The 21,033-nt window shown below is 70.4% G+C and carries 11 protein-coding genes, 1 tRNA gene and 3 pseudogenes; 5 read left to right on the plus strand and 10 right to left on the minus strand.

The genetic code is table 11. The annotated features are described in order from the left end of the window. Positions 1-33 precede the first annotated feature (33 nt). Complete coding sequence (locus GA0115240_RS21725) at positions 34-1,212, plus strand: hypothetical protein (RefSeq protein ID WP_093738739.1); 1,179 nt, start codon at positions 34-36, stop codon at positions 1,210-1,212. A gap of 73 nt (positions 1,213-1,285) precedes the next feature. On the opposite strand, the gene GA0115240_RS21730 is transcribed toward GA0115240_RS21725, so the two are convergent. After that, positions 1,286-3,019, minus strand: a complete 1,734-nt coding sequence (locus GA0115240_RS21730) for an AIPR family protein (protein WP_161302361.1) — start codon at positions 3,017-3,019, stop codon at positions 1,286-1,288. Between the two features lie 469 nt (positions 3,020-3,488). Here GA0115240_RS21730 and GA0115240_RS36295 point away from each other — a divergent pair, with 469 nt between their 5' ends. Beyond that, positions 3,489-4,133, plus strand: coding sequence for a hypothetical protein (locus GA0115240_RS36295; protein WP_141708924.1), 645 nt, complete (start codon positions 3,489-3,491; stop codon positions 4,131-4,133). 97 nt (positions 4,134-4,230) lie between these two features. On the opposite strand, the pseudogene GA0115240_RS21735 reads toward GA0115240_RS36295, so the two are convergent. Further along, positions 4,231-5,467 (minus strand): annotated as a pseudogene (locus GA0115240_RS21735) (IS256 family transposase). 117 nt (positions 5,468-5,584) lie between these two features. Then, a pseudogene (locus GA0115240_RS39365) lies at positions 5,585-6,101 on the minus strand (transposase); the annotation flags it as partial. Positions 6,102-6,151: 50 nt separating this feature from the next. Here GA0115240_RS39365 and GA0115240_RS21745 point away from each other — a divergent pair. Further along, positions 6,152-6,986 (plus strand): annotated as a pseudogene (locus tag GA0115240_RS21745) (tyrosine-type recombinase/integrase); the annotation flags it as partial. A gap of 45 nt (positions 6,987-7,031) precedes the next feature. Here the strand turns inward: GA0115240_RS21745 and GA0115240_RS21750 are convergent. The 5 genes from GA0115240_RS21750 to GA0115240_RS21770 form a co-directional block, all read right to left on the minus strand. Continuing rightward, positions 7,032-7,105 (minus strand) — tRNA-Thr (locus GA0115240_RS21750). A 247-nt stretch (positions 7,106-7,352) separates the two neighbouring features. After that, the gene (locus GA0115240_RS21755) at positions 7,353-8,999 is read right to left on the minus strand and encodes an alpha/beta hydrolase (RefSeq protein ID WP_093738745.1); all 1,647 of its coding nucleotides are present in this window, start codon (positions 8,997-8,999) and stop codon (positions 7,353-7,355) included. A 95-nt stretch (positions 9,000-9,094) separates the two neighbouring features. Next, positions 9,095-10,558: a hypothetical protein gene (locus GA0115240_RS21760; RefSeq protein ID WP_093738747.1), complete on the minus strand. Its 1,464-nt coding sequence runs from the start codon at positions 10,556-10,558 to the stop codon at positions 9,095-9,097. A gap of 600 nt (positions 10,559-11,158) precedes the next feature. Next, positions 11,159-12,385, minus strand: a complete 1,227-nt coding sequence (locus GA0115240_RS21765; RefSeq protein WP_093738749.1) for a DNA polymerase III subunit delta' — start codon at positions 12,383-12,385, stop codon at positions 11,159-11,161. Between the two features lie 411 nt (positions 12,386-12,796). Next, positions 12,797-15,085, minus strand: a complete 2,289-nt coding sequence (locus GA0115240_RS21770) for an asparagine synthase-related protein (RefSeq protein ID WP_107407188.1) — start codon at positions 15,083-15,085, stop codon at positions 12,797-12,799. Positions 15,086-16,021: 936 nt separating this feature from the next. Here GA0115240_RS21770 and GA0115240_RS21775 point away from each other — a divergent pair. Beyond that, positions 16,022-17,437, plus strand: a complete 1,416-nt coding sequence (locus tag GA0115240_RS21775; protein ID WP_093738751.1) for an MFS transporter — start codon at positions 16,022-16,024, stop codon at positions 17,435-17,437. 133 nt (positions 17,438-17,570) lie between these two features. Here the strand turns inward: GA0115240_RS21775 and GA0115240_RS21780 are convergent, their stop codons facing one another. Beyond that, a complete protein-coding gene (locus GA0115240_RS21780) occupies positions 17,571-18,620 on the minus strand; it encodes a hypothetical protein (protein WP_093738753.1) in 1,050 nt (349 codons plus the stop codon). Beyond that, positions 18,617-19,213, minus strand: coding sequence for an RNA polymerase sigma factor (locus GA0115240_RS21785; protein WP_256069920.1), 597 nt, complete (start codon positions 19,211-19,213; stop codon positions 18,617-18,619). Before GA0115240_RS21785 ends, GA0115240_RS21780 begins: the two co-directional genes overlap by 4 nt. Before the next feature lie 376 nt (positions 19,214-19,589). Between GA0115240_RS21785 and GA0115240_RS21790 the strand changes: the two genes are divergently transcribed. Next, the gene (locus tag GA0115240_RS21790) at positions 19,590-20,942 is read left to right on the plus strand and encodes an L-2-hydroxyglutarate oxidase (protein ID WP_093738755.1); all 1,353 of its coding nucleotides are present in this window, start codon (positions 19,590-19,592) and stop codon (positions 20,940-20,942) included. Positions 20,943-21,033 lie beyond the last annotated feature (91 nt).

Consider the following 21,033-nt stretch of genomic DNA (forward strand, 5'->3'; position numbering starts at 1 on the left):
ACAAGGCGTCATGACCGTACTACTCTCTAGCCCATGGTCAACGCCAACCACGCGATCCGCAGCGACTACGGAAGCGCGAATCGCCCACACGTCTCAGAGTGGTTCGGTCACAGGGTTTTCCCGGTGGTTTCGCACTCGCCAGCCTCATTGGATGACCAGCTCAAGCACGCATGCCCATTTCTGAGTAACGCACTCGGAAGTGTTCAGCGCTGCGTCAAAAGCGATGAGACGGACAAGACGAAACGGAATTCGGCTGGCGTCTGCACGATCAGCTCAACCAGCAACGGGCCGCGTCAGGACTGGCTCGTCTGCCCCTATCGAGCGCTGGACAGCCGCCTCATGATCGACATGGTGAGGCGGCTGTTTAGTGTTCCGGCAAGCACGCCAGTAGTCGTTCGCCCCGCCCTGATCCTTGCGAGCGCCGACGCCCGAACGAGCTTCCTGGACAAGGTGGGCAACCCAGAGACCCGTACGTTCCTCTACTTCCAGGGAAAACTCGGCGGCGAGATCGGATTGCCGAAGACGCCCGCCTCACCCGCCATGTCGTTCGACGTCACGGTCGTGGAGATCCTGCCTGGTAGCCAGGCCGCACTGTCAATCCTCAGCTTCGGAGAGACCGCAGTGAGGCTGGGGAAGTACGGGGTCATCGAGCTTCAGACGACGGACACGCACGGCAGCTACCGGCAAACGGTCGAAGCACTCACCAATGCGTTGAACCTCCACCCGGCCAACTTTCACGAGCAGTTGGCCGAAAACCCCGAGTGGGCGGGCAAGAAGGTCGAGGGGCCAAACGTCTCGAATGTCTTCAAGCGCACCTTCTATCAAGTTGCCTTCAAATTCCAGGCCACGAAGCGGGACTCGTCCGTGGGCTGCATTCTGGTTCTCCCGAAGCCGGTCTGGGATTCGTGGCAACCGTTCCTCGGCGCCCCAGAGCTCAAGAAGGCCGCCGACGGAACGTACCGCTTCGCAGATGACGAGAGTACGTCATCCAGCGATTGGATCTACGTATTCGACGTGGCCGCCCAGTCCGAGGATGGTGCCCCAGCTCGGCTTGCCGTTGACATCGTCCTGGGGACCAGCGCTGCCCAGTTGAGCAGGGCTGCTCTCGATGTTGCTCCGCGCCGAGCAGTCGAGGGGCAAGGGCAGGCGGACGCTGTAGTCACTTCGCTTCGTCGCCGTCTGCGAGCGAACCTTCCCGGTCTGGAGGCATGACCCACCCGGGGTCAAAGGGACCTGGCCAGGAATCAGGCCAGGACCCTTCCGTGCCTAGACGGCTAACCCGGCCCTACTCCTGTGCTTTGCGTGCTCGACCAAGCAGGTAGTTACTAAACGCCTGCGATTTTGCGGCCCTCTCCAGAATCATCCCCTCTGCTTGCAGGTAATCAGCCGACCAAGCCTTAAGGTCTTCGAACGTCGACTTGAGGTGTGGCTCACCCACCTGAGCACCTTCTACGGCAAGCCTACGCAGCTGCTGCGGCCGGCGAACCTGCTCACCCCCATTGAGCTGCTCGACGATAATCATTGCCAGATGAAATTTGAGATTGCTTTTCTGGACGATATTCGCCTCGGCGGCTTCTGACAAAATAAAGCCATCGATTTGACGTTGAAGCCGGGCAGCCCAGAGGTAGATGTCCAGATCGACGTTGGCGTTGAATACCTGCGAGTAGTCTTCGTTGTTCTTCAGAAGGGACGAAGGTTTCCCCCGGGATTTGTCTGGCCGAGAAAGACCCATTGCCGTTATCGCCGCCCCAAGGAACTGGATGCTAATGATTTTCGACGGATCCTTGCCCTCGTTCTTATAGAATCCTTTGCGCCTATCGTAGTACCAACCATGAGTCAGGAAGTAGTCTTCAATGTGGCGCTGAACTTCGTCCGTGGCGCGCAGGGACGCATCCGTAATGGCAGTTTGACGATTGGTGGCTCTGATAACCATGTCGCGCGTTGCAGCGTCAGCCGTGACAATGATCCGAACGAGCAGCATTCGATCCTCGACCTCCGGCGCAACCGGATCCCTGAGGGTCTCAAAGATCTCATGGCTTGTTTGCAGACCGTTGACGATCTGAATGTTTGAAAGCGAGTATGTTTTAGAAGTACTGGTAGCTCCGCTGCAGATTAGGGTCACACCATTGTTCATCCACCAAAATTCCGGACTCTCAGCAGACCTAAGCGATTTCCTGATTTCTTGGTTGACCGAGACGTTTCCCTGGTAGTCTCTTACGTTCCATTCGAACAGATGACGTCGCAGCCTGCCCTGCTCGTCGACAATTAGGTTGAAGTAGTCGCGGAGCCTGACCAGCGCCACGTGCGACTGGCCGCTCGTGGCGCTCTCCTGATAGTTCATGGCGAGCGTATAAGGAGGGCGTTCGTTGTAGCGGGCGAGCAGCTCTTTATCCCCGATGAGTTCCACGGAAATCTTTTCCGCGGCAGGCACCGTGCTCAAGATAGCCTGCTTGAGCGCATAGATCTTCGCTTCTAGCTGCGGTGTGACGTTCCGCGCATCGCCGGGAGCGGCGTAGATCACATTGACACTGATCCTTGGTCTCCGTACCAACAGCTTTTCCCAGGCGTCGCGAAATAGTCCAAAGCGCTTTAGGAGCTTGCTATTGTACAGAACTTCCAATGAATCCAGCGGCTGTGAAAGATCGAGGAGTCTCCGGAATGTTCCCTCCAGCTTCTCAATCGCCTCTTCAGTGAAGTTCGGCGTCCGCTTTGCTTGGACTACCCAAAGCTCCAAGCTTCTGTCTTGTCCGAATTCACTCGGCCTGCTCGAAGGTGTAACCACATCCGAGTCTTCGTCTAGCAGGCCGTCATCAAAGAAGACGTAGACAGCATCAATTGCGCCGTCTTGCCCACCCCCTGCGATGCCAGCCTCTACCTCCTCTAGTCCTAGATCGTACGTTCGAAGAGCCAATCCGGAAGCGAAGATCTCAAATGCGACGGAATTCTCGGCGGAGGGAAGATTATCTTCCTTCCATGCTTCGAAAATCCGCATGATGAGCGTTTGTGCATTACTTGGCATGCCAGGCATTTTCTACCCCCTATTGCGAAATCGGATTAGCGTCATTCGAGCTTTCTCGGCCAAGTCAGTTCACGGTGATCGCAATTTTAGCACTCGTTCTTCCGCGACGATCACCTAACCGGAACATTGGCCCCCCATGAGCAACATCTTGTGCCATATATGCAACGACTTCCCAAGCTAAGCCGAGCCAGCGCTTGTTCGCCACGGGTAGCCACCCCCGACCATGGTGCCCAAGCAGGCCACGGGTCTGGTGCACGATCGGGCGCAGCTCCAGGCCAAGCCGATCCACGCAGTCCTGGAAGGCATTGCCTCTATGCGGAGGAGCTGGCCTTCTACGATCTTGAGCAGCGGGTTGACATACACGTCAGCAATTACCGCACAGCTCTCACCCCTGGGGCAGCTAAGGGCTGTCCCGTTATGTGCATGAGGTAGTTGGAGTGGGCGTGGGATCAACAGCCATACTTGATGCGTGAAGATCACGGATGTTGACGGTCTGCTGCCGGACCCGCGGAGTCTGCTGGAGGGGACCGACTGGGCTTCGCTCGAACATGCCTGTGGGTCGGCCGCAGGAACTGCTGCTTTGCTGGCAGGGCTGCTGGCCGACGACATCGACACGCAGGCCAGTGCCCTGCGGCACCTCAACGATCCGGTGCATCACCAGAACACGATCTACTCAGTGACAGTGCCTGCGGCTGCATTTGTGGCGAAGATCATTAAGGACCCACGCACGGATACCGTGGTGGCCAGCCGTGACGCCGGGCGCTTGCCGTTGCGCGCTGCCTTGCTGGACTGGGTGGGATCGGTAGCTACCGAGGTCGGCACCGAAGCAGAGGCACAGATGGCACGTGTGGGGCTTTGTCTGGAAAAACATCCGGAGTCCGTCCACGTTAGGGCACTGCGTCCTGACCTATTCCATGCTGTCTCTGCTTTCCTCCACGCTCCGGACCTTGCTATTCAAGAAGCAGCTCTTGCCGCGGCTGTTCCGCTCCTGGACGCCCCGGAACTCGTTGGGCAGCGTGCCCTTCTCACACCGCTGATCCGTGGCGTGCTGGTCTCCAGCGACAACCGTTCGTATCGCTTCATCGCCGGCCGTGGACTTAGGTCCTGGGGGTAAGAGGCGGCTTCGCTGTCCGACGGACAGGACGAGGACCCGTGTGGTCACGTCCGATGGAGTGGTGTATCGATGGCCACTCGGTGATCTTGTTTTGAGGCTATGCGGTGAGTTCGGTGGGCAGGGGCGTGTTGTCGGTTTCTGACTCGTTCGGGTGGTGGGCCTTGGCGAGAAGGTCGAGCCCCATGTAGCGGCGGGCTTCGGTCCATTCGTCGTTCTGTTCGGCCAGGACGGCGCCGACGAGGCGGATAAGTGCGGTCCCGGTCGGGGAAGATCCCGACGACGTCGGTGCGGCGGCGGATCTCCTTGTTCAGGCGCTCTTGCGGGTTGTTGGACCAGATCTGCCGCCAGATCTCGCGGGGGAAGGCGGTAAAGGCCAGCAGGTCGTGCTGGGCGGTGTCCAGGTGTGCAGCGGCCTTGGGGAACTTCGCTTCCAGGGCGTTCAGCACGTGCGTCATCTGGGCTTTCACCGCGTCGGCGTCGGGTTGCTCGAAGACCGTCCGCAGCAGGGTCGCCACCCAGGGCTGGGCGGATTTCGGGACCTGGGAGAGCAGATTTCGGGCGTAATGGGTGCGGCAGCGCTGCCAGGACGCGCCGGGCAGGACCGCGCCGATCGCGTTGACCAGGCCGGTGTGGGCGTCGGAGACGACGAGCTGGACGCCGGTAAGGCCGCAGGCGGTCAGCGAGCGCAGGAACGCCAGCCAGCCGGCGCCGTCCTCGGCGGTGGCGACGTCCAGGCCGAGGATCTCGCGGTGCCCGTCGGCGTTGACACCGACGGCGACCAGCGCGTGAACGTTGACGATCCTGCCGCCTTCGCGGACCTTCTGGGTCAGGGCGTCGACCCGGACGAACGCGTACGGGCCCGCGTCCAGCGGGCGGTTCCGGAACGCTGTGACCTGTTCGTCCAGGTGCTTGGCCATCGCGCTGACCTGCGACTTCGACAACTGGGTGACACCCAGGGACTGCGCGAGCTTCTCCACCCGCCGTGTGCTGACGCCCAGCAGGTAGGCGGTGGCGACCACCGAGATGAGGGCCTGCTCGGCCCGGCGGCGGCGCTCGAGCAGCCAGGTCGGGAAGTAGCTTCCCGAGCGCAGCTTCGGGATGGCCAGCTCGATCGTGCCGGCGCGGGTGTCCCACTCGCGCGGGCGGTAGCCGTTGCGGTGGTTGACTCGCTCATCGCTGACCTGCCCGTATTCGGCGTTGCAGACCGCGTCGGCGTCGGCGGACATCAGGGCGTCGGCGAATGTTTTGACCATCGCGCGCAGCAGGTCGGGACTCGCCGTGGCGAGGTTGTCCTCGGTGAGGGCGTGCAGGGGCAGACTGTCTGGTGCGGTCATCGTGCTGATCTCCTTCGAGGCTTGACACTTCGAAGATCAGCCGATGGCCGTCTTTCTATGCGGGCACCAACCCGGACACCGGGACAAACCCCCGGATCAGGTCCAACCCGCTACACCACTTCCACAGACGCAACCGGCGAGCCGATCCTGAACGTACTCACACAGCCTCTCGTCGGCGGCCAGCTTCGCTGTCTCCGGGCGCCGGGGCCCGCCGCTCGGCATGCCGCTGAACGGTAGACGCGCGGTATTCCGGCCGGTAAGCCCGGGTCGACGCATTACGTCGAAGCTCCCGCGAGATCGTCGACGGAGACCGACCCAGCAGGCGCGCAACGTCGCGGACCCCCACACCCTGAGCATGCCAGATTGCGATGTCCTCGCGCTCTGGAAACGACAGGTAGCGCCCCGACACTGTCGGCGAAAGGTTCGGTTGCACGCCGCCACCGTGCCGGACCCACCGTGTGCCGACCGCAGGCGATACCTCGGCGACGGTCGCCGCTTCCTCGGTCCTCAGTCCCCTGGCTATCGCTGCGCAGAACCGGACCCGGTCCTCGCGCCAAGCGACCGTCGGTCGGCCGGGCGACGGCATCTGTCCCCGGTACTCACGAACCCTGGCCTGCTGAGGGCCGACACCCATCACTCCACCTCCAGCTATGAGGTGTTGCGACGATTAGTTGAATCCGCCCCCCGTCGCACGTTCTCAAGGTGCATCGCATCCTGTCACGTGCCCTGAAGATTGCCCACCGGCGCCGGCTCATTGTGGAAAACGTGGCCACCCTTGTGGACCCGCCGACCGTGGACGAAACCGAGGCGAACCCCTTCACCATCGAAGAGGCGAAAGCCTTCCTCGCCGCCCGCGACATAGCGAGACACGTTCATGCGGTGGGTGGTCGGGGTCGGTATGGGCTTCCGGCAGGGGGAGTCCCTCGGTCTGCGGTGGCAGTACGTAGACCTCGACAACGAGCTGTTCCATCCGCAGTGGCAGCTTCAGCGGCTCACGTGGCGGCACTGCTGCGCGGACCCGACCAGTGCGGCGCCCGGCTGCAACGGTTCGAGTCCTGCCCCGCGGAATGCGTGACGCACAAGGGCTACAAGCGAGGCTGCCCCCAGCCCTGTGCGAAGTCGTGCACAAGGCACGCGAGCGCCTGCCCGGAGCGCAAGGACGGGGGTCTCATCTTCACCCGCCCCGCCCGACGGCCGACCACTGGACCCGCGGGCGGACTGGGAGGAGTTTAAGGAACTTCTCGCCGAGGCGGGCATAGACGACCGGCGGCTGTACGACGGGAGCAGGCACACCACAGGCACGATCCTCAACGAGCTGGGGGTGGACATCGTGACCATCATGGAGATCCTGCGGCACACCCAGATCAGCCAGACCCGCCGCTACGTCAAGGGTCGGTCGTACCTCTCGAAGGACGCCATGCACCGCATGGGCGACACCTTCATGCCGCAGGTGAAGGCCCCTACTGAGACCACCGACAGCAAATCGGCCCGCGCGCAGCGTCGTCGCCGCATCCGGTAAAGGAAAAACCCCAGGTCACGGCGAGTGAGTCCTGGGGTTCTCCGGAGCCGCCTTCGGGATTCGAACCCGAGACCTACGCATTACGAGTGCGTTGCTCTGGCCAACTGAGCTAAGGCGGCTTGCTGGGGTGCTGACACAGGGTGGCAGCAGCAGCGGGGGAAAGTCTACAGGCTTCCTGGGGGTGGTAGGGACGAGGGCGGGATCATGGGGAGGCGCTGGTCAGGGGCACCCCGGGGCCCGGGCGGCCGACGGGCGCGAAGGCGTCCGGCACTGGGCGGCGGGCGGCGGGCGCGGGGGTGGTGGGCGCGGGGCGCTGGGGAGCGGCGGCGGGTGAGGCTAGTGCTGTGGACCTGTCAGGTCACAGCACTAGTTGCACTTCTTGCCGGTCGGCGGGACCCGGCCCGCAAGCAGGTAGGCGTTGACCGCCGAGTCGATGCAGGAGGAGCCGCGGGCGTACGCGGTGTGGCCGTCGCCGTTGTAGGTGAGGAGGTGGCCGGAGGAGAGTTGGGAGGCCAGGGAGACCGCCCAGGCGTAGGGGGTTGCCGGGTCGCGGATGGTGCCGACGACGAGGATCGGGGCGGCGCCCTTGGCCGGGATGCGCTCGGCGCGGCCGGTGGCGCGCACCGGCCAGTAGCCGCAGGTGAGGGAGGACCAGGCCAGGCTGGTGCCGAAGTGCGGCGAGGCCTTCTGGAAGGCGGGCAGCGCGTGTTCGACGTCGGCCGGGGAGGACAGGGCCGGCGGGAGGTCGAGGCAGTTGACGGCGGCGTTGGCGTACATCAGGTTGCTGTACTTGCCGTTGTCGCCGCGCTCGTAATAGCCGTCGGAGAGCTTGAGCAGCGGGTCGCCGTCGCCCTTCTGCGCGCTGTCCAGGGCGCCGCGCAGGGACGGCCAGGCCGTCTGGTCGTACATCGCCGCGATGACGCCGGTCGTGCCGAGGGACTCGGTGAGCGGGCGGGAGGTGCCGGTGGACAGCGGGTGGGCGTCCAGGGATGCGAAGAAGGCGTCGAGCCGCTTGCCCGCGTCATCGACGGACTTGCTGCCCAGCGGGCAGTCGGTCCGTTTGACGCAATCGGCGGCGAACGCGTTGAAGGCGGTCTCGAAGCCGCCGGCTTGGGCCCGGCTGCTCTCCAGGGCGCTCACCGAGGGGTCCATCGCCCCGTCCAGGACGAGCCGGCCGACGCGCTGCGGGAAGAGCCCGGCGTAGGTGGCGCCGAGGAAGGTGCCGTACGACTTTCCGACGTAGGTCAGCTTCTTGTCGCCGAGCAGGGCCCGCAGGACGTCCATGTCACGGGCCGAGTCGATGGTCGAGACATGCCCGAGGAACTTCGCCGAGCGCTTCTCGCAGGCGGCGTCGAAGGTCTTGTCGGCGGCGGTGAGCTTGCTGATCTCCGCCGCGTTGTCGGGAGTGGTGTCGACGACCGTGAAGGCGTCCATCTGCTTGTCGGACAGGCACTCGACCGGCTCGCTGCGGGCGACCCCGCGCGGGTCGACGGCGACCATGGTGTAGCGGGAGGTGACGGACGCGGGGTATCCGAGGGCCGCGTACTGCAGGTAGTCGATCGCCGAACCGCCCGGGCCACCCGGGTTGACCAGCATCGAACCGAGCCGCTTGCCGGGGCCGGCCGCCTTCTTGCGCGCGACGGCGAGTTTGAGGTCGCTGGAGGAGTGCGGGTGGGCGTAGTCCAGCGGGACCTTCATCGTGGCGCAGTCGAATTGCGGCACGCCGCAGCTGCGCCAGTGGAGCTTCTGCTTGTAGTACGGCTTGAGGTCGGCCGGGATCCGCGACGGCAGCGGCTGCAGGGAAGCGGACGACGAGGCGGAAGAGGAGGCGCCGGCGGAAGAGGACGTACCGGGGGACGTGGACCCGGCGGACTGCGTCGAACGGCCGGGCGACGCCGCTTCGGCCCGGTGGCCGGTCCCTCCGGATGAGCAGGCGGACAGCAGCAGTCCGGCCACCGCGACCACCGTGAACGGCGTGCGGAGCAGGCGTTTGGCGCGCTTCGGCGTAAGCATCGGCGGCTCGGTCCTCCCGTCGGATGAACATGAGCGTATCCGCCGCACGTGCCTGGCGATCGATCGACCTGTCGCCTTTTGAGTGGTTTGAGCCGCTAGGCATGGCCTTTCGGGGCGGGGGGCGGCGAGGATCGGGGGGACGGTTTGTGTGACGTGCGGGACGGCCGAACGAGTGCCCGTGCGTGCGTGTGCGCGTGGAGCGGGGGGTGGGTCGATGGATGGGCCGGGGGGCGGGCGGGTGCGGGTGTGCGGGCGTGAGCCGCCGGCCGGTGGGCCGGTGCGCGGGTGGGGGCGTGCGCCGGTGCGTGGCTACGCACGGGTTTCCGGACCGGGCCCGGTACGGGTGCGGGGGTCCGGTGGTGGGTACGGGCGGGGGTCCGTGCCGGTGCCGGTGCCGGTACGTGTGCCGGGGCGTGGGGCCGCAACAGAGTCCGCGGCTGGGTCAGCGGCTGGGTCAGCGGCTGGGTCCGTCGATGCGTCGGTACGTACGCCGGTGCCCGTGGCGCGAGCTGTGCCGGTACGCGGGCCCGTACCGGCGGTCCCTCCGCCGACCCCACCGCGGCAGCCCCGGGCAGGGCCGAGGCACCGTCGAGCTTCTCGGTCAGGTAGGCCGCGACCAGGCTCATCAGCGCCGACCGCCTCCCCACCCCGTCGATCAACCGTACGGCGTCGCCCCGCGCGTTCAACGACTCCCGCAACCGCACCGCTGACGCGTACGAACCGCTCTCACTGCCGAGCGAGGCGAGCAGCAGGGGTGGCTGCGGGCCGGCGGTCTCGGTGAGCTCCGGATACGTACCGGAGATGCCGATGCCAGCCTGGTAGCGGCCCGGGTTGGCCAGAGCCTCGCGTACCGCGCACGGGGCTTGCGCGCCGATGCCCAGTACCGCGCGGGCGCTGACCGAAGTCAGGGTGCGGTAGCGGTGGGCGACCTCGGTGAGCAGGGCGCCGGAGTCGCGGTCGCAGCTGTCCGGCATGACCAGGACGAACGGGTCGGAACGGCCGCGCCGCAGCCCCTCGGCGAGGCCCGCGTAGAGGTCGGGGTCGCCCTTGGGGTCGTCCACGTGCGCCAGCACCACCGGGTAGGCGACGCCAGCCGCGTGCGGGGTGTCGTAGAACGGCGGCAGCCATACCCGGGTGCCGTCGCTGAGCAGTTGGAGGGTGCCGCCGGACGGGTGGCCGAGGGTACGGGCCTCCGGGGAGAGCGAGGGCGGTGGTGAAGGCGCCGGCGGGGCCGGTTCGGGAGTGCGCGGCGGCGGGGGTGGGGCCGGGGCGGTCCGCGGTGCGGTGCGGGCAGGGGACGGCGCCGCCGGCCCGGCGAGCGAAGAGGCCGAGGACACGGGGGCGGGCGAGCGGTGCAGGAGCGGTACGGCGAGGACCGCGGCCACCAGCGCGGCGGCACCGGCCGCGCCGATCCGTAGCGCCACGCCCCGCCGGTCGACGGGCAGCTCGTACACGCGGCCGGCCCGTTCCCCCTGCCAGTGGCGCAGGGCGCGCAGCGCGAAGGTCAACGCGGTGGAGGCGAACAGCAGCAGAAAGAACATGCGGATCGTGTCGGCCACGGCGGGACCCTTCCGGGACGGCTGCGGCCCCGCGGGGACAGGGCGGAGCAGGCGGGACCACTGCCTGCACCTTGCATCGGCCGGTCGGCCGGTCCGGGGACGCCGTTACGGTCCGGGGCCGGTGATCACCCGAACGCACCACGCGCTGTGCCGCGGGCAGGGCGGGGACGCCGGCAGGCCGGCTGCCTCTGCCCGCAGGCCGGCGTCGGCTCGTCGGGCCTTCTGCGGGTGGTGCGTGCGTCGCGCGGTACCGCCCCCCGGACTCCGGCCGCTACCCCCAGCGGCCCTGCGGGGGCAGGTGCGGTGGGGCTCCTTGCGCCTGGGCCAGACCGGGCGCGGACCGGTCGGCCCGGGCGGAAGAGGCCCCCAAGGGCCCGCTGGGAATACCCCGGGACGGGATCCCGGAACGACCCCAAAACCAAAGCACCGAGGCGCCGGAGAGGAGCCGCGGCGGCCCAGCTCAGCCGGCCCGCAGGGCCAGCGTCATCGACTCGACCGCCAGCAGCGGTGCCACATTACGGTCCAGGGCGTCGCGGCACGCGGAACGGCCCGAAGGCCACCGCACCGAGGCGGCGGAGAGGCGGGCCGCGGCGGACCCGCTCAGCCGGCCCGCAGGGCCAGCGTCATCGACTCGACCGCCAGCAGCGGTGCCACATTGCGGTCCAGGGCGTCGCGGCACGCCAGGACTGCCTCGATGCGGCGCAGGGTGTGCTCGGGGCGGGAGGAGGAGGCTATCTGGCGGATGCCGTCCATGGCCTCGGCGTTGGCGACCCGGTCCGGGGAGCGGCCGAGTTGGAGGGTGAGGACGTCGCGGTAGAAGCCGGCCAGGTCGGTCAGGGCGAGGTCCAGGGTGTCGCGCTGGGTGCGGGTTGAGCGGCGTTTTTGCCGGTCGGCGAGTTCCTTCATGGCGCCGGCGGTGCCGCGTGGCATCCGGCTGCCCGCGCCGGCCGCGGCGCCCAGGGCAGCGCGCATCTCCTCGGTCTCCTTGCCGTCGACCTCGTCCGCCACCGCCTTCGCGTCCTCGGTGGCCGAGTCGACGAGCTCCTGGGCCGCCCGTAGGCAGCCGCCGATGTCGGCGACGCGCAGCGGCAGGCGCAGGACGGTCGCGCGGCGGGAGCGGGCGGTCTCGTCGGCGGCGAGCCGGCGGGCCCGGCCGATGTGGCCCTGGGTGGCGCGGGCGACCTGGGCGGCCAGCTCGGGGGCGACGCCGTCCCTGCGGGTCAGGACGTCCGCGACGTCCGCGACCGACGGGGTGCGCAGCGTCAGCAGGCGGCAGCGGGAGCGGATGGTCGGCAGGGCGTCTTCCACCGAGGGGGCGCACAGCAGCCAGACCGTACGCGGGGCCGGCTCCTCGACCGCCTTCAGCAGGACGTTGGCGGCGCCCTCCGTCAGGCGGTCGGCGTCCTCCATGAGGATCACCTGCCAGCGGCCGCCGGCCGGGGAGAGGGAGGCGCGGCGCACCAGCTCGCGGGTGTCCTTGACGCCGATGGAGAGCAGGTCGGTACGGACGGTCTCCACGTCGGCGTGGGTGCCGATGAGGGTGGTGTGGCAGCCGTCGCAGAACCCGCAGCCGGGGGCGGCGCCGAGTGCCTTGTCGGGGCTGGTGCATTGCAGGGCCGCGGCGAAGGCGCGGGCGGCGGTGGAGCGGCCGCTGCCCGGCGGGCCGGTGAAGAGCCAGGCGTGCGTCATACGGGAGCCGGAGGTGTTGCTGCGGTCGCTGCGGGCGGTGGTCGACTCGGCGGTCACCTGGAGGTCGGCGTCCTGGGCGGCCGCGGTCAGTTCCGCGACGGTCCGGGCTTGCCCCACCACGTCGTCCCACACCGTCATCGCCTACCACCTCGCCTTGGGTCGTCGTCCGGCACGTTGTCGGCGGCCGCCGAGCGGTACGTCTCGTTCGGTCGCGCTGCCGTCCACCATTCTGCGGCACGCCACTGACAGCCCGGCGCGGGCGGCACGCGGGGCGGTCGGCGGCGTCCGCCCCGGGGCACGCACCGCCCACCGCTGGGGGCACGCACCGCCCGCCCCCCGGCCGGAACTCCCCCCGCGCGGTGGAATCGCGACCCGGACGCGCAAACCCCCGCCAACCGACTGCCGAGCGCCCGCCGCCCGCCGCCCGCCGACCGCCGCCCGCCGCCCGCCGCAAGATCAACTCCGGGGTGCCGTCCCCCAGCCGCCACGCCACGCCCCCGGTCACAGCGTCCGAGCGCCAAGGCGCCAAGGCGCCAAGCCGTCAAAGCCTCACAGCGACAGCCGCTGCACCCCCGAAGCCACCGCCCGCTGCTCCGGCTCTCTCGTGCCGCCGGTCCAGCAGGAACCGCGGCGGGCCAGGAGGCGGCGCAGCCACAGCTCCACGGAGACGAGTTCGCCCAGCCCGTCGAGGCCTACCGGCTCGCCGCGGGCCGCTGATTCCAGCGCGGTGCGGATCGCGCCGGCCTCGATCAGGCCGGCCTCGGCCAGCAGGGGCGCCTCGAAGAGGTCGAGCAGCGGGTCGAGCGAGGCACGCAGGCCGACCCGGGCGGCGGCGCCGGCCACCGAGGAAGCTGCCGAGGAGGCGCCCCAGCCCGGTGGGAGGTCGCGGACGCCGGCGCCCTGCAGGACCTCGCGCAGCACGTCCGCCCGGGCGCCGGGCCGGACCCGCAGGGCGGCGGGAAGCGCGCGGCAGGCGCGGACCACCTGGTTGTCGAGGAAGGGCGCGTGCAGGCGCTGCGAGGAGACGGCCGCCGCCTGTTCCAGTACCCGGAAGTCGGCCGCCTGCCGGGCCAGTGCCGCGCGGGCGCGCCGCTCGCCGGGGCGTTCCATCGGCCAGGGGCGGCGGGCCGCGTCCTGGAGCCGCGCCGAGACCTCGGCCAGTGCCTCGCCGGTCAGCCAGCGGGCGGCGGGGCCCGGCCGGGCCCAGGCCATCGCGGCGAGCGACGCGCTCAGCGGGCCGGGCGATCCGCCGCGGCCCGGTTCGCCGAACTCGCGTCGCAGCAGGCGCAGTGCCGCGTCCTCGACGCCCTGCTGGTAGGGGGTGCGGGCCAGTCGCCGGGCGGCCCGGTAGACGGTGAGCGGCACGGTGAGCGGCACCAGCGCCGAGTGTCCGGTCACCGCGCCGTCCGCCCTGGTCAGCGCGGCGACCGGCCGCAGCAGATGACGGCGGCGCCGGTCCATCAGCAGGTCCGCGAGCCGCGCCGGGTGGGCGTCGAGGACCTGCCGGGCGCCGTATCCGGTCAGGTGGTCCGCGCCGCCCGCGGCGAGCCGGCGCCGGTGGCGTTCGGCGATGATCAGCGAGGGGCCGGGCTCGTCGGTGAGCGGGCCGAGCGCGCCGCTGGCCAGGTCCGCGTAGGGCAGCGCCTCCTCACCGCCGGGGACGACGACGTGGCGCAGGCGCGGGTCGGTGCCCATGGCGCGGGCCCGTTCGAGTTCGGCCACCCGCGCGGTGGCCGCGTAGCCGGAACCGGCGCCTCCCACCAGGTCGTTGAAGGTGACGGCGAGCAGCCGCTCCCCGGCCAGCGACCCGGGGCTGCCGGGCAGCGTGCCGGGCATGCCGGGCAGTCCGGCGGCGAGCAGTGCCAGCGTCGCCGAGGCGCTGCCGCCGGACAGGTCGGCGCCGATCCCGGGCGCCGGCTCCTCGTCGGGGTCGGGTACGAAGCGGGGTTGCGCCAGCCGGGCCCGTACCGCTTCGACGAGCGCGTCCCGTACGCCCGTTACGGCCGCTTCCGCGTCGGCGGCGGTGGTCGGCTGGTGGCCGGCCGCCAGGGAGAGGGTCGGTTCGTAGCCGCTGATCTCCGGTGCGCCGTCCCGGAGGATCAGCGCGTGGCCGGGCGGTACGCGGCGCACGCCCAGGTAGGGGGTGCCGTCGATGAGCGCTTCGGGGGCGTCCGGGCAGGCGAGGGTCGCCGCGAGGTGCGTGACGTCGAGGCCGGCCTCGATCAGGTCGGCGAGCGGCAGCGCGGCGGTGGCGTACGCCGTACCGCCGGACCAGGGGGTGTGGAAGACCGGGCGGGCGCCGGCCAGGTCGCCCAGGACCGTGATGCGGCGGCCGAGTTGGAGTACGGCGGTGTAGCTGCCCGGCCAGGCGGTCACATGGCGCAGCGCGCCGCCGCGGGCGGCGACCAGGCCGAGGCGCAGTTCGGCGTCGGTGGCGCCGCAGCGGCCGAGGACCGCGAGCCGTGCGATGCCGGCGTAGCCGTTGCCGCCGTCGCCCATGCCGGTCCCGGGGCTGGATCCGCCCGGACCGTAAGGCCGCTGCGAGGCGCTGCCGTTGGCGTAGGAGCTGCCGTACGAGCCGCCGTAGGGGTCGCCGTACGCGCTGCCGGGCGCGCCGCCGTTGTAGGCCGAACCGCTTTTGGCCCCGCGTCCGTTGCCGCCCGGTCCGGTCGCGTCGCCGTGGACGACGCGGATCTCGTCGGGCCGCCAGTCGCCGACCGCCCACAGCGGATCGATGTCACCCCACAGGACTTGGGCGCCGACGGGCTGGAGCGAACGGGCCCGGGAGCCGGCAACGGGACCCGCGGCGGCACTGCTCCACCCCACCAACCACCGCATCGCCGCCTCCACAGGCTGTGGACAGCCGGTGCGCGGGCGCCATCGCCGCTCGCCCCGCCTCGTCGCCACGTCTGATGTCCGGAAGACCATGCTGCCACGTGGAAGCGCTGAAGGAGGCGCAAGGGCGCAGCAAGGGACGACGGGTCGCACGCTCGGGGGGAGCGGGAAACACGCGCGAGACGAAACGTCGGATTCGCGCCAAAGTCTGCGGCACATGCCGCAGTTGATATGCCGGTGAAATGCCGGTCCGATGCGGGGCCGGCGGCGGGCGGGGGCCGGGCGGCCACCGGCGGGCGGTGGGCTCCGGGGCTGCGCTGCTCATCCGGTGCTCGTGCGGGGTCCGTGCGGTGCGGTGCGCTCCGTGCCGTGGTGATCAGCGGGTCAACGGCCCGGGAGGCATGTGCCATCCTCCCGGGCCGGTCCGCCACCCGCGGGGATTGTGGCAGCGGAACCCCTGGCCCGCCCAACCCCGGCAAGCCGCCTGCCGGGGTCGCGGGCCGACCCACGGCCACCATGCAAGCGTCGCCGCCGCCGGCCGGACAGAGCGCACGGCCGGGCGCACGGCCACATATACCGGGAGCACAAGCCCGGCCGTGCGCGTGTCGCGCCCGCCCCCGTGCCTCGATTTTCCACGCCCGCGCAAGGTCGGCATCCAGCCTGTCCGCCGCCCGCGCGCCGGCCGCACAATGGCCGGTAAGGGACTGGTTTCCGGCCATCCGATTCCAGCCTCTTAACGGTCGGGATGCGGCGAACTACGCTGGGTGTACCCGGTTCGCACCCGTACGCGCGGCTCGGGTGTCCGGCGCATGCACCGTGCCTGCTGGGAAACGGCGATCGCGGTGGCTGAATCGGACTCCAGGGAAGGGCGACCCCCGAACCCCATGACATCACCAGGCCGGCCGGCCTGCCCCCAGCGGCATCACGAGGTGAACCGCAGTGAACAGAGAACACCGCGGGCCGAACGAGAAACTCGGCACCCTTCTCGCTCTGGCGGGCATCAGCAACGCCGGACTCGCCCGTCGGGTCAACGACTTGGGCGCCCAACGCGGTCTGACGCTGCGTTATGACAAGACCTCGGTGGCCCGCTGGGTCACCAAGGGCATGGTGCCGCAGGGCGCCGCACCCCATCTGATCGCCGCGGCCATCGGCAGCAAACTCGGCCGCCCCGTCCCGCTGCACGAGATAGGCCTGGCCGATGCCGACCCGGCGCCCGAGGTCGGCCTGGCGTTCCCCCGGGACGTCGGCGAGGCAGTGAAATCAGCCACCGATCTGTGGCGGTTGGATCTCGCCGGGCGGCGCGGCCCGGGCGGCGGCGGCATCTGGCAGAGCTTGGCCGGATCTTTCGCAGTGAGCGCTTACGTGACCCCCGCCTCGCGCTGGCTGATCACCCCCGCCGACGCCACGGTGGCCCGTGACGCTCCTGCCCCCGGTATGGCGCATGTCGGCCACACGGATGTGACCAAGTTGCGCGAGGCCGCCGAGGACGCCCGGCGCTGGGACTCCAAGTACGGCGGCGGCGACTGGCGTTCGGGCATGGTCCCGGAATGCCTGCGGGTCGAGGCGGCACCGCTGCTGCTCGGCTCGTACAGCGACGACGTGGGCCGCTCGCTGTTCGGCGCCACCGCCGAACTCACCCGGCTGGCCGGGTGGATGGCCTTCGACACCGGCCAACAGGAGGCCGCGCAGCGCTACTACATCCAGGCGCTGCGACTGGCCCGCGCGGCCGCCGATGTCCCCCTGGGCGGCTACGTATTGGCGTCCATGTCGCTCCAGGCCACCTACCGGAACTTCGCCGACGAGGGAGTCGACCTCGCCCAGGCCGCCCTGGAGCGCAACCGCGGCCTGGCCACCACCCGCACCATGAGCTTCTTCCATCTGGTGGAGGCCCGCGCGCACGCCAAGGCCGGCGAGGCCCAGGCCTGCGGCGCGTCCCTGGCCGCCGCCGAAGCGCTGCTGGAGCGGGCCCGCGACGGCGACGCCGACCCGAGCTGGCTCGGCTTCTACTCCTACGACCGCCTCGCCGCCGACGCCGCCGAGTGCTACCGCGATCTGCGCCTGCCCCGCCAGGTCCAGCGCTTCACCGAGCAGGCCCTGGCCCGCCCCACCGAGGAGTTCGTCCGCTCGCACGGCCTGCGCCTGGTCGTCTCGGCCGTCGCCGAGCTCGAATCCGGCAACCTCGACGCGTGCTGCGCGGCGGGCGTCAAGGCCGTCGAGGTCGCCAACCGCATCTCGTCGGCCCGGACCACCGAGTACGTACGGGACCTGCTGCACCGGCTGGAGCCGTACAACGACGAGCCGCGGGTGCTCGAACTGCGCGAACGGGCACGGCCGTTGCTGGCGGCGCCCGCGTAACAGGACCGCCTAACGGCCCCGCGTAACAGGACCGCGGACAGTCCCGCGAACAGCCCCGCTCGGCGCGGGAATACGTGGGCGCCGGTCACCCCCCTCCGGTGACCGGCGCCCACGGGTTCGAAGTGCCCGGCGATCACTCGAGCTTGTAGGCCGGCCCGGTGTACAGGTAGACGAAATCCGACACCCGGCCCTGGCGGTCGGTCGAGTCGCTCTGCAGGATGAAACCGGTGTGCGCGTCGATCAGCAGCCGGAATTCAGCGAAGTCGACCCTGGTCCCGGTTCGGCCGACGCGGTCCTTCCCGGTACCGTCGAGCCGCACTCCCGGCAGCCCGGCCATCACCCGGAAGAGAGCGGCCCGCAACTTCGGGCTCGCCGGCGAGTTGACCAGCAGGTTCTCGATGCAACCCGCCTCCGACGACGCGAACCCCGGGCTGCGCAGCCGGACCGCCAGCGCGGCCGGATCGGTGGGCAGCGTTTTCAGCTGGTCCCAGGTGATCTTTTGATCACCGACCGGCCAAAACGTCTTGTAGTCCTTCGGGATGACGGGGCGCTGCCCCCGCGGGGCACCCTTCGGCAACGTAAAGACGTACAGCGGAGCCCAGGCGTTGTTGATCTTGAACAGAGTTTGGCTGCGGCTGATGTAGTGGGACAGCGGCGGCTGCGGCCCGCGGGCGTCGGAGAACTGCGAGGTGACTTTCCAGTACGGAGCCTCCTGCGCCTTCTGCCGTGCCGCCTGGTCGGCGACGCCGTTCAGGAACACGGCCGCCGCGTTGGCGCTGGCCGCCGGCCGAGTGCCGCCGAGGTCCACCACCGGCAGCAGACTCGCACCGGTGGCGACCGCGGCGACGATCACGGCGGCGGGCATCCAATGGCGGCGCAAGCGGCGTACGAGGGTCGCGGTGCGGGCCGGTGCGGGCTCGATGCCCGACTCCACCGCGGCGGCGGCCCGCACCGAGGCCAGTGCCCCCGCCACCAGCTCATCGGGGGGCGGCGGTACGGTTCCGGCGGTCACCAGGGCGCCCAGGCCGGGGAGTTCGAGGAGTTCGAGGAGTTCGGCGGTCGAGAAGCCGGTACCGGAACCCCCGTCGGCCAGGAAATCCTCATTGCTGTCGCGGCCGTCGCGGCCGTCACGCTCGGCGCGGCCGTCACGCCCGGCCAGCAGGTCGTCGGTGTCGCTGCTCATGCGAGGTCTCCTGTCATGGCGCCGCTCACAGCGGCAGGCGTCAGGGCGTCCCGCAGCCGGGTGCGGGCGCGGTGCAGCCGGGACCGCGCGGTGCCCTGCGGCACCCCCACCACGTCCGCGGCCTCCGCCGGGGTGAGCTGCTCCCAGATGACCAGCAACAGCAATTCGCGTTCGACGCCCGGGAGTTCAGCAAGCGTGTGACGTATCAGGGGCGCCACGGCGGCCGCGTCGAGCCGCTGATCGACCGCCTGCCAGGGGTCCGTGACGGGCTCGGCGGCCGACGCCCCCGCAGCGCCCGTACTCCACGAAGCCCCGCCCACGCCGCCACCCACGCTCCCGGCCGGTCCCTCGGCCGCCAGTCCCCGCCAGTGCCCGGCCAGCACATGCCGGGCCACCCCGAACAGCCAGGCCCGTGCCGTACCGCGCGCCGGGTCGAAGCCCGATCGGCCGGCGAAGGCCCGCAGCCACACCTCGGCCAGCAGATCGTCGGCGGCGGTCGGCGCCCGCCGGGCCAGATAGCCGTGCAGGGGCGCGGAGTGCCGCCCCACCAACGGTTCGAAGGCAGCCGGGTCCCGTGCCGAGCGGGCCAGCAATGCGGAGTCCCCGTCGGCCGGTTGCTCAGCCGGGCGATCGGCCGGGCGATCGGCCGGGCGATCAACCGGTGGCTCGGCCGGTCGATCCGCCCGCAGCTCGTCCGGTCGCTCGGCCGGTGGCTCGGCAGCCGTTTCCCCGGGCGGTTGCTCGGCGTCCGGTTCGTGGTCCGCCCGGTCCGGCTCCGCGCCGTCCCGCGCACCCCGCCGCATCCCCATGGCCCACTCCCTCCGGGCCCGGTCGGTTCCGGCCCCACCCCGTACTTGCCGCTCGCACCCGGCAGCGTTCGGGGCCGGACCCGGCGGTTGGCCGCCGCAACCGCCATACTCCGGGTGGGAGATGAACCCGCAGGTCGGCAACCACGGAGGAGCCACACCGATGACCCGCCCCACAACGGACTTCACCGTGATCGGCGCCGGCATCGTAGGCCTGGCCACGGCCTACGCCCTGCAGCAGGCCGCGCCCACGGCGACCGTCACCGTGATCGAGAAGGAGCCCGGCCCGGCCCGCCACCAGACCGGGCGCAACAGCGGGGTGATCCACAGCGGCATCTACTACCGCCCGGGCACCCTCAAGTCCCGCTACGCGCTGGCGGGTTCGGCCGAGACGCCCAAGTTCGCCGCCGAGCACGGCATCCCGTACGCGATCACCGGCAAGCTGATCGTCGCCACCGCCCCGGCCGAACTCCCGCGCCTGCACGCCCTGGTCCAGCGTGGTCGCGAACACGGCCTGGCGGTCCGCGAACTCGGCCCGGCGCAGATCGCCGAGTACGAGCCGGAGGTGGCCGGCCTGGCCGCCATCCACGTCGGCTCCACCGGCATCTGCGACTTCGGCGCGCTCTGCGCCGCGCTGGCCGACCTCGTCACCGGGGCCGGCGGCAGCATCGTCTACGGGGAGCGGGTCACCGCGATCGAGCGGACAGCGGATGGCGAGGTCACCGTCCGTACGACAGCGGGTCGTTCGGCGCCCGAGCATCCGACAGGCGTCCGGGCGGCAGGCGTCCCTGCGGCAGGCGTCCGGGCGGCAGGCGTCCGGGCGGCAGGCGTCCGTGCGGCCGGCGCGGCCCCGCAGCCGGCGGATCCGGACCGGGCGGCCCCCCACCGCACCCGCGTGCTGGTCAACTGCGCCGGCCTGCACAGCGATCGCCTCGCCCGGCTGGCCGGCACCGACCCCGGCATGCGGATCGTGCCCTTCCGGGGCGAGTACTACGAACTGGTCCCGGCCCGGCGCGACTTGGTCCGGGGCCTGGTCTATCCGGTGCCCGACCCCGATTTCCCCTTCCTCGGCGTCCACCTCACCCGGGACGTCCACGGCGGGGTGCACCTGGGCCCCAACGCCGTGCCCGCGCTGGCCCGCGAGGGCTACCTGCGCCGAACCGTCCGGCTGCGCGACCTCGCCGACACCGTCGCCTTTCCCGGCACCTGGCGGATCGCGCGCCGCCACTGGCGGCACGAGGTCGGCGAGATCCGCCGCTCGCTGTCCAAGCGGGCCTTCACCGCCGACGCCCGCCGCCTGCTGCCGGCGCTGCGCCCGTCGGACCTGACAGCCGCCCCCGCGGGCGTACGGGCCCAGGCGGTGCTGCCCGACGGCTCGCTGGTGGACGACTTCCTGTTCGGCGGCGAGGGCCCCTTCGTCCACGTGCTGAACGCACCCTCGCCGGCCGCGACCGCCGCGCTCCCCATCGGCCGGGAGGTGGCCCGCCGGGCACTGGAGGCGCTGGAGGCGCGGTGAGGGGCGATGGGCGTAAGGGCCCGTCGGGGATAAGGGAGGGGGACGGCGGCCCGCGCACGCCGCGGCCCCTGACCAGGGCAGTGTCCGCCCG

Origin of the sequence: Streptomyces sp. DvalAA-14, assembly GCF_900091855.1 — a bacterium.
Lineage (GTDB): Bacteria > Actinomycetota > Actinomycetes > Streptomycetales > Streptomycetaceae > Actinacidiphila.

Bases quoted from the DNA above. Each gene is read 5' to 3' on its own strand.
- GA0115240_RS21725 (WP_093738739.1), top strand. From the start codon at position 34: ATGGTCAACGCCAACCACGCGATCCGCAGCGACTACGGAAGCGCGAAT.
- GA0115240_RS21730 (WP_161302361.1), bottom strand. From the start codon at position 3,019: ATGCCAAGTAATGCACAAACGCTCATCATGCGGATTTTCGAAGCATGG.
- GA0115240_RS21755 (WP_093738745.1), bottom strand. From the start codon at position 8,999: ATGCTTACGCCGAAGCGCGCCAAACGCCTGCTCCGCACGCCGTTCACG.
- GA0115240_RS21765 (WP_093738749.1), bottom strand. From the start codon at position 12,385: ATGACGGTGTGGGACGACGTGGTGGGGCAAGCCCGGACCGTCGCGGAA.
- GA0115240_RS21770 (WP_107407188.1), bottom strand. From the start codon at position 15,085: ATGCGGTGGTTGGTGGGGTGGAGCAGTGCCGCCGCGGGTCCCGTTGCC.
- GA0115240_RS21780 (WP_093738753.1), bottom strand. From the start codon at position 18,620: ATGAGCAGCGACACCGACGACCTGCTGGCCGGGCGTGACGGCCGCGCC.
- GA0115240_RS21790 (WP_093738755.1), top strand. From the start codon at position 19,590: ATGACCCGCCCCACAACGGACTTCACCGTGATCGGCGCCGGCATCGTA.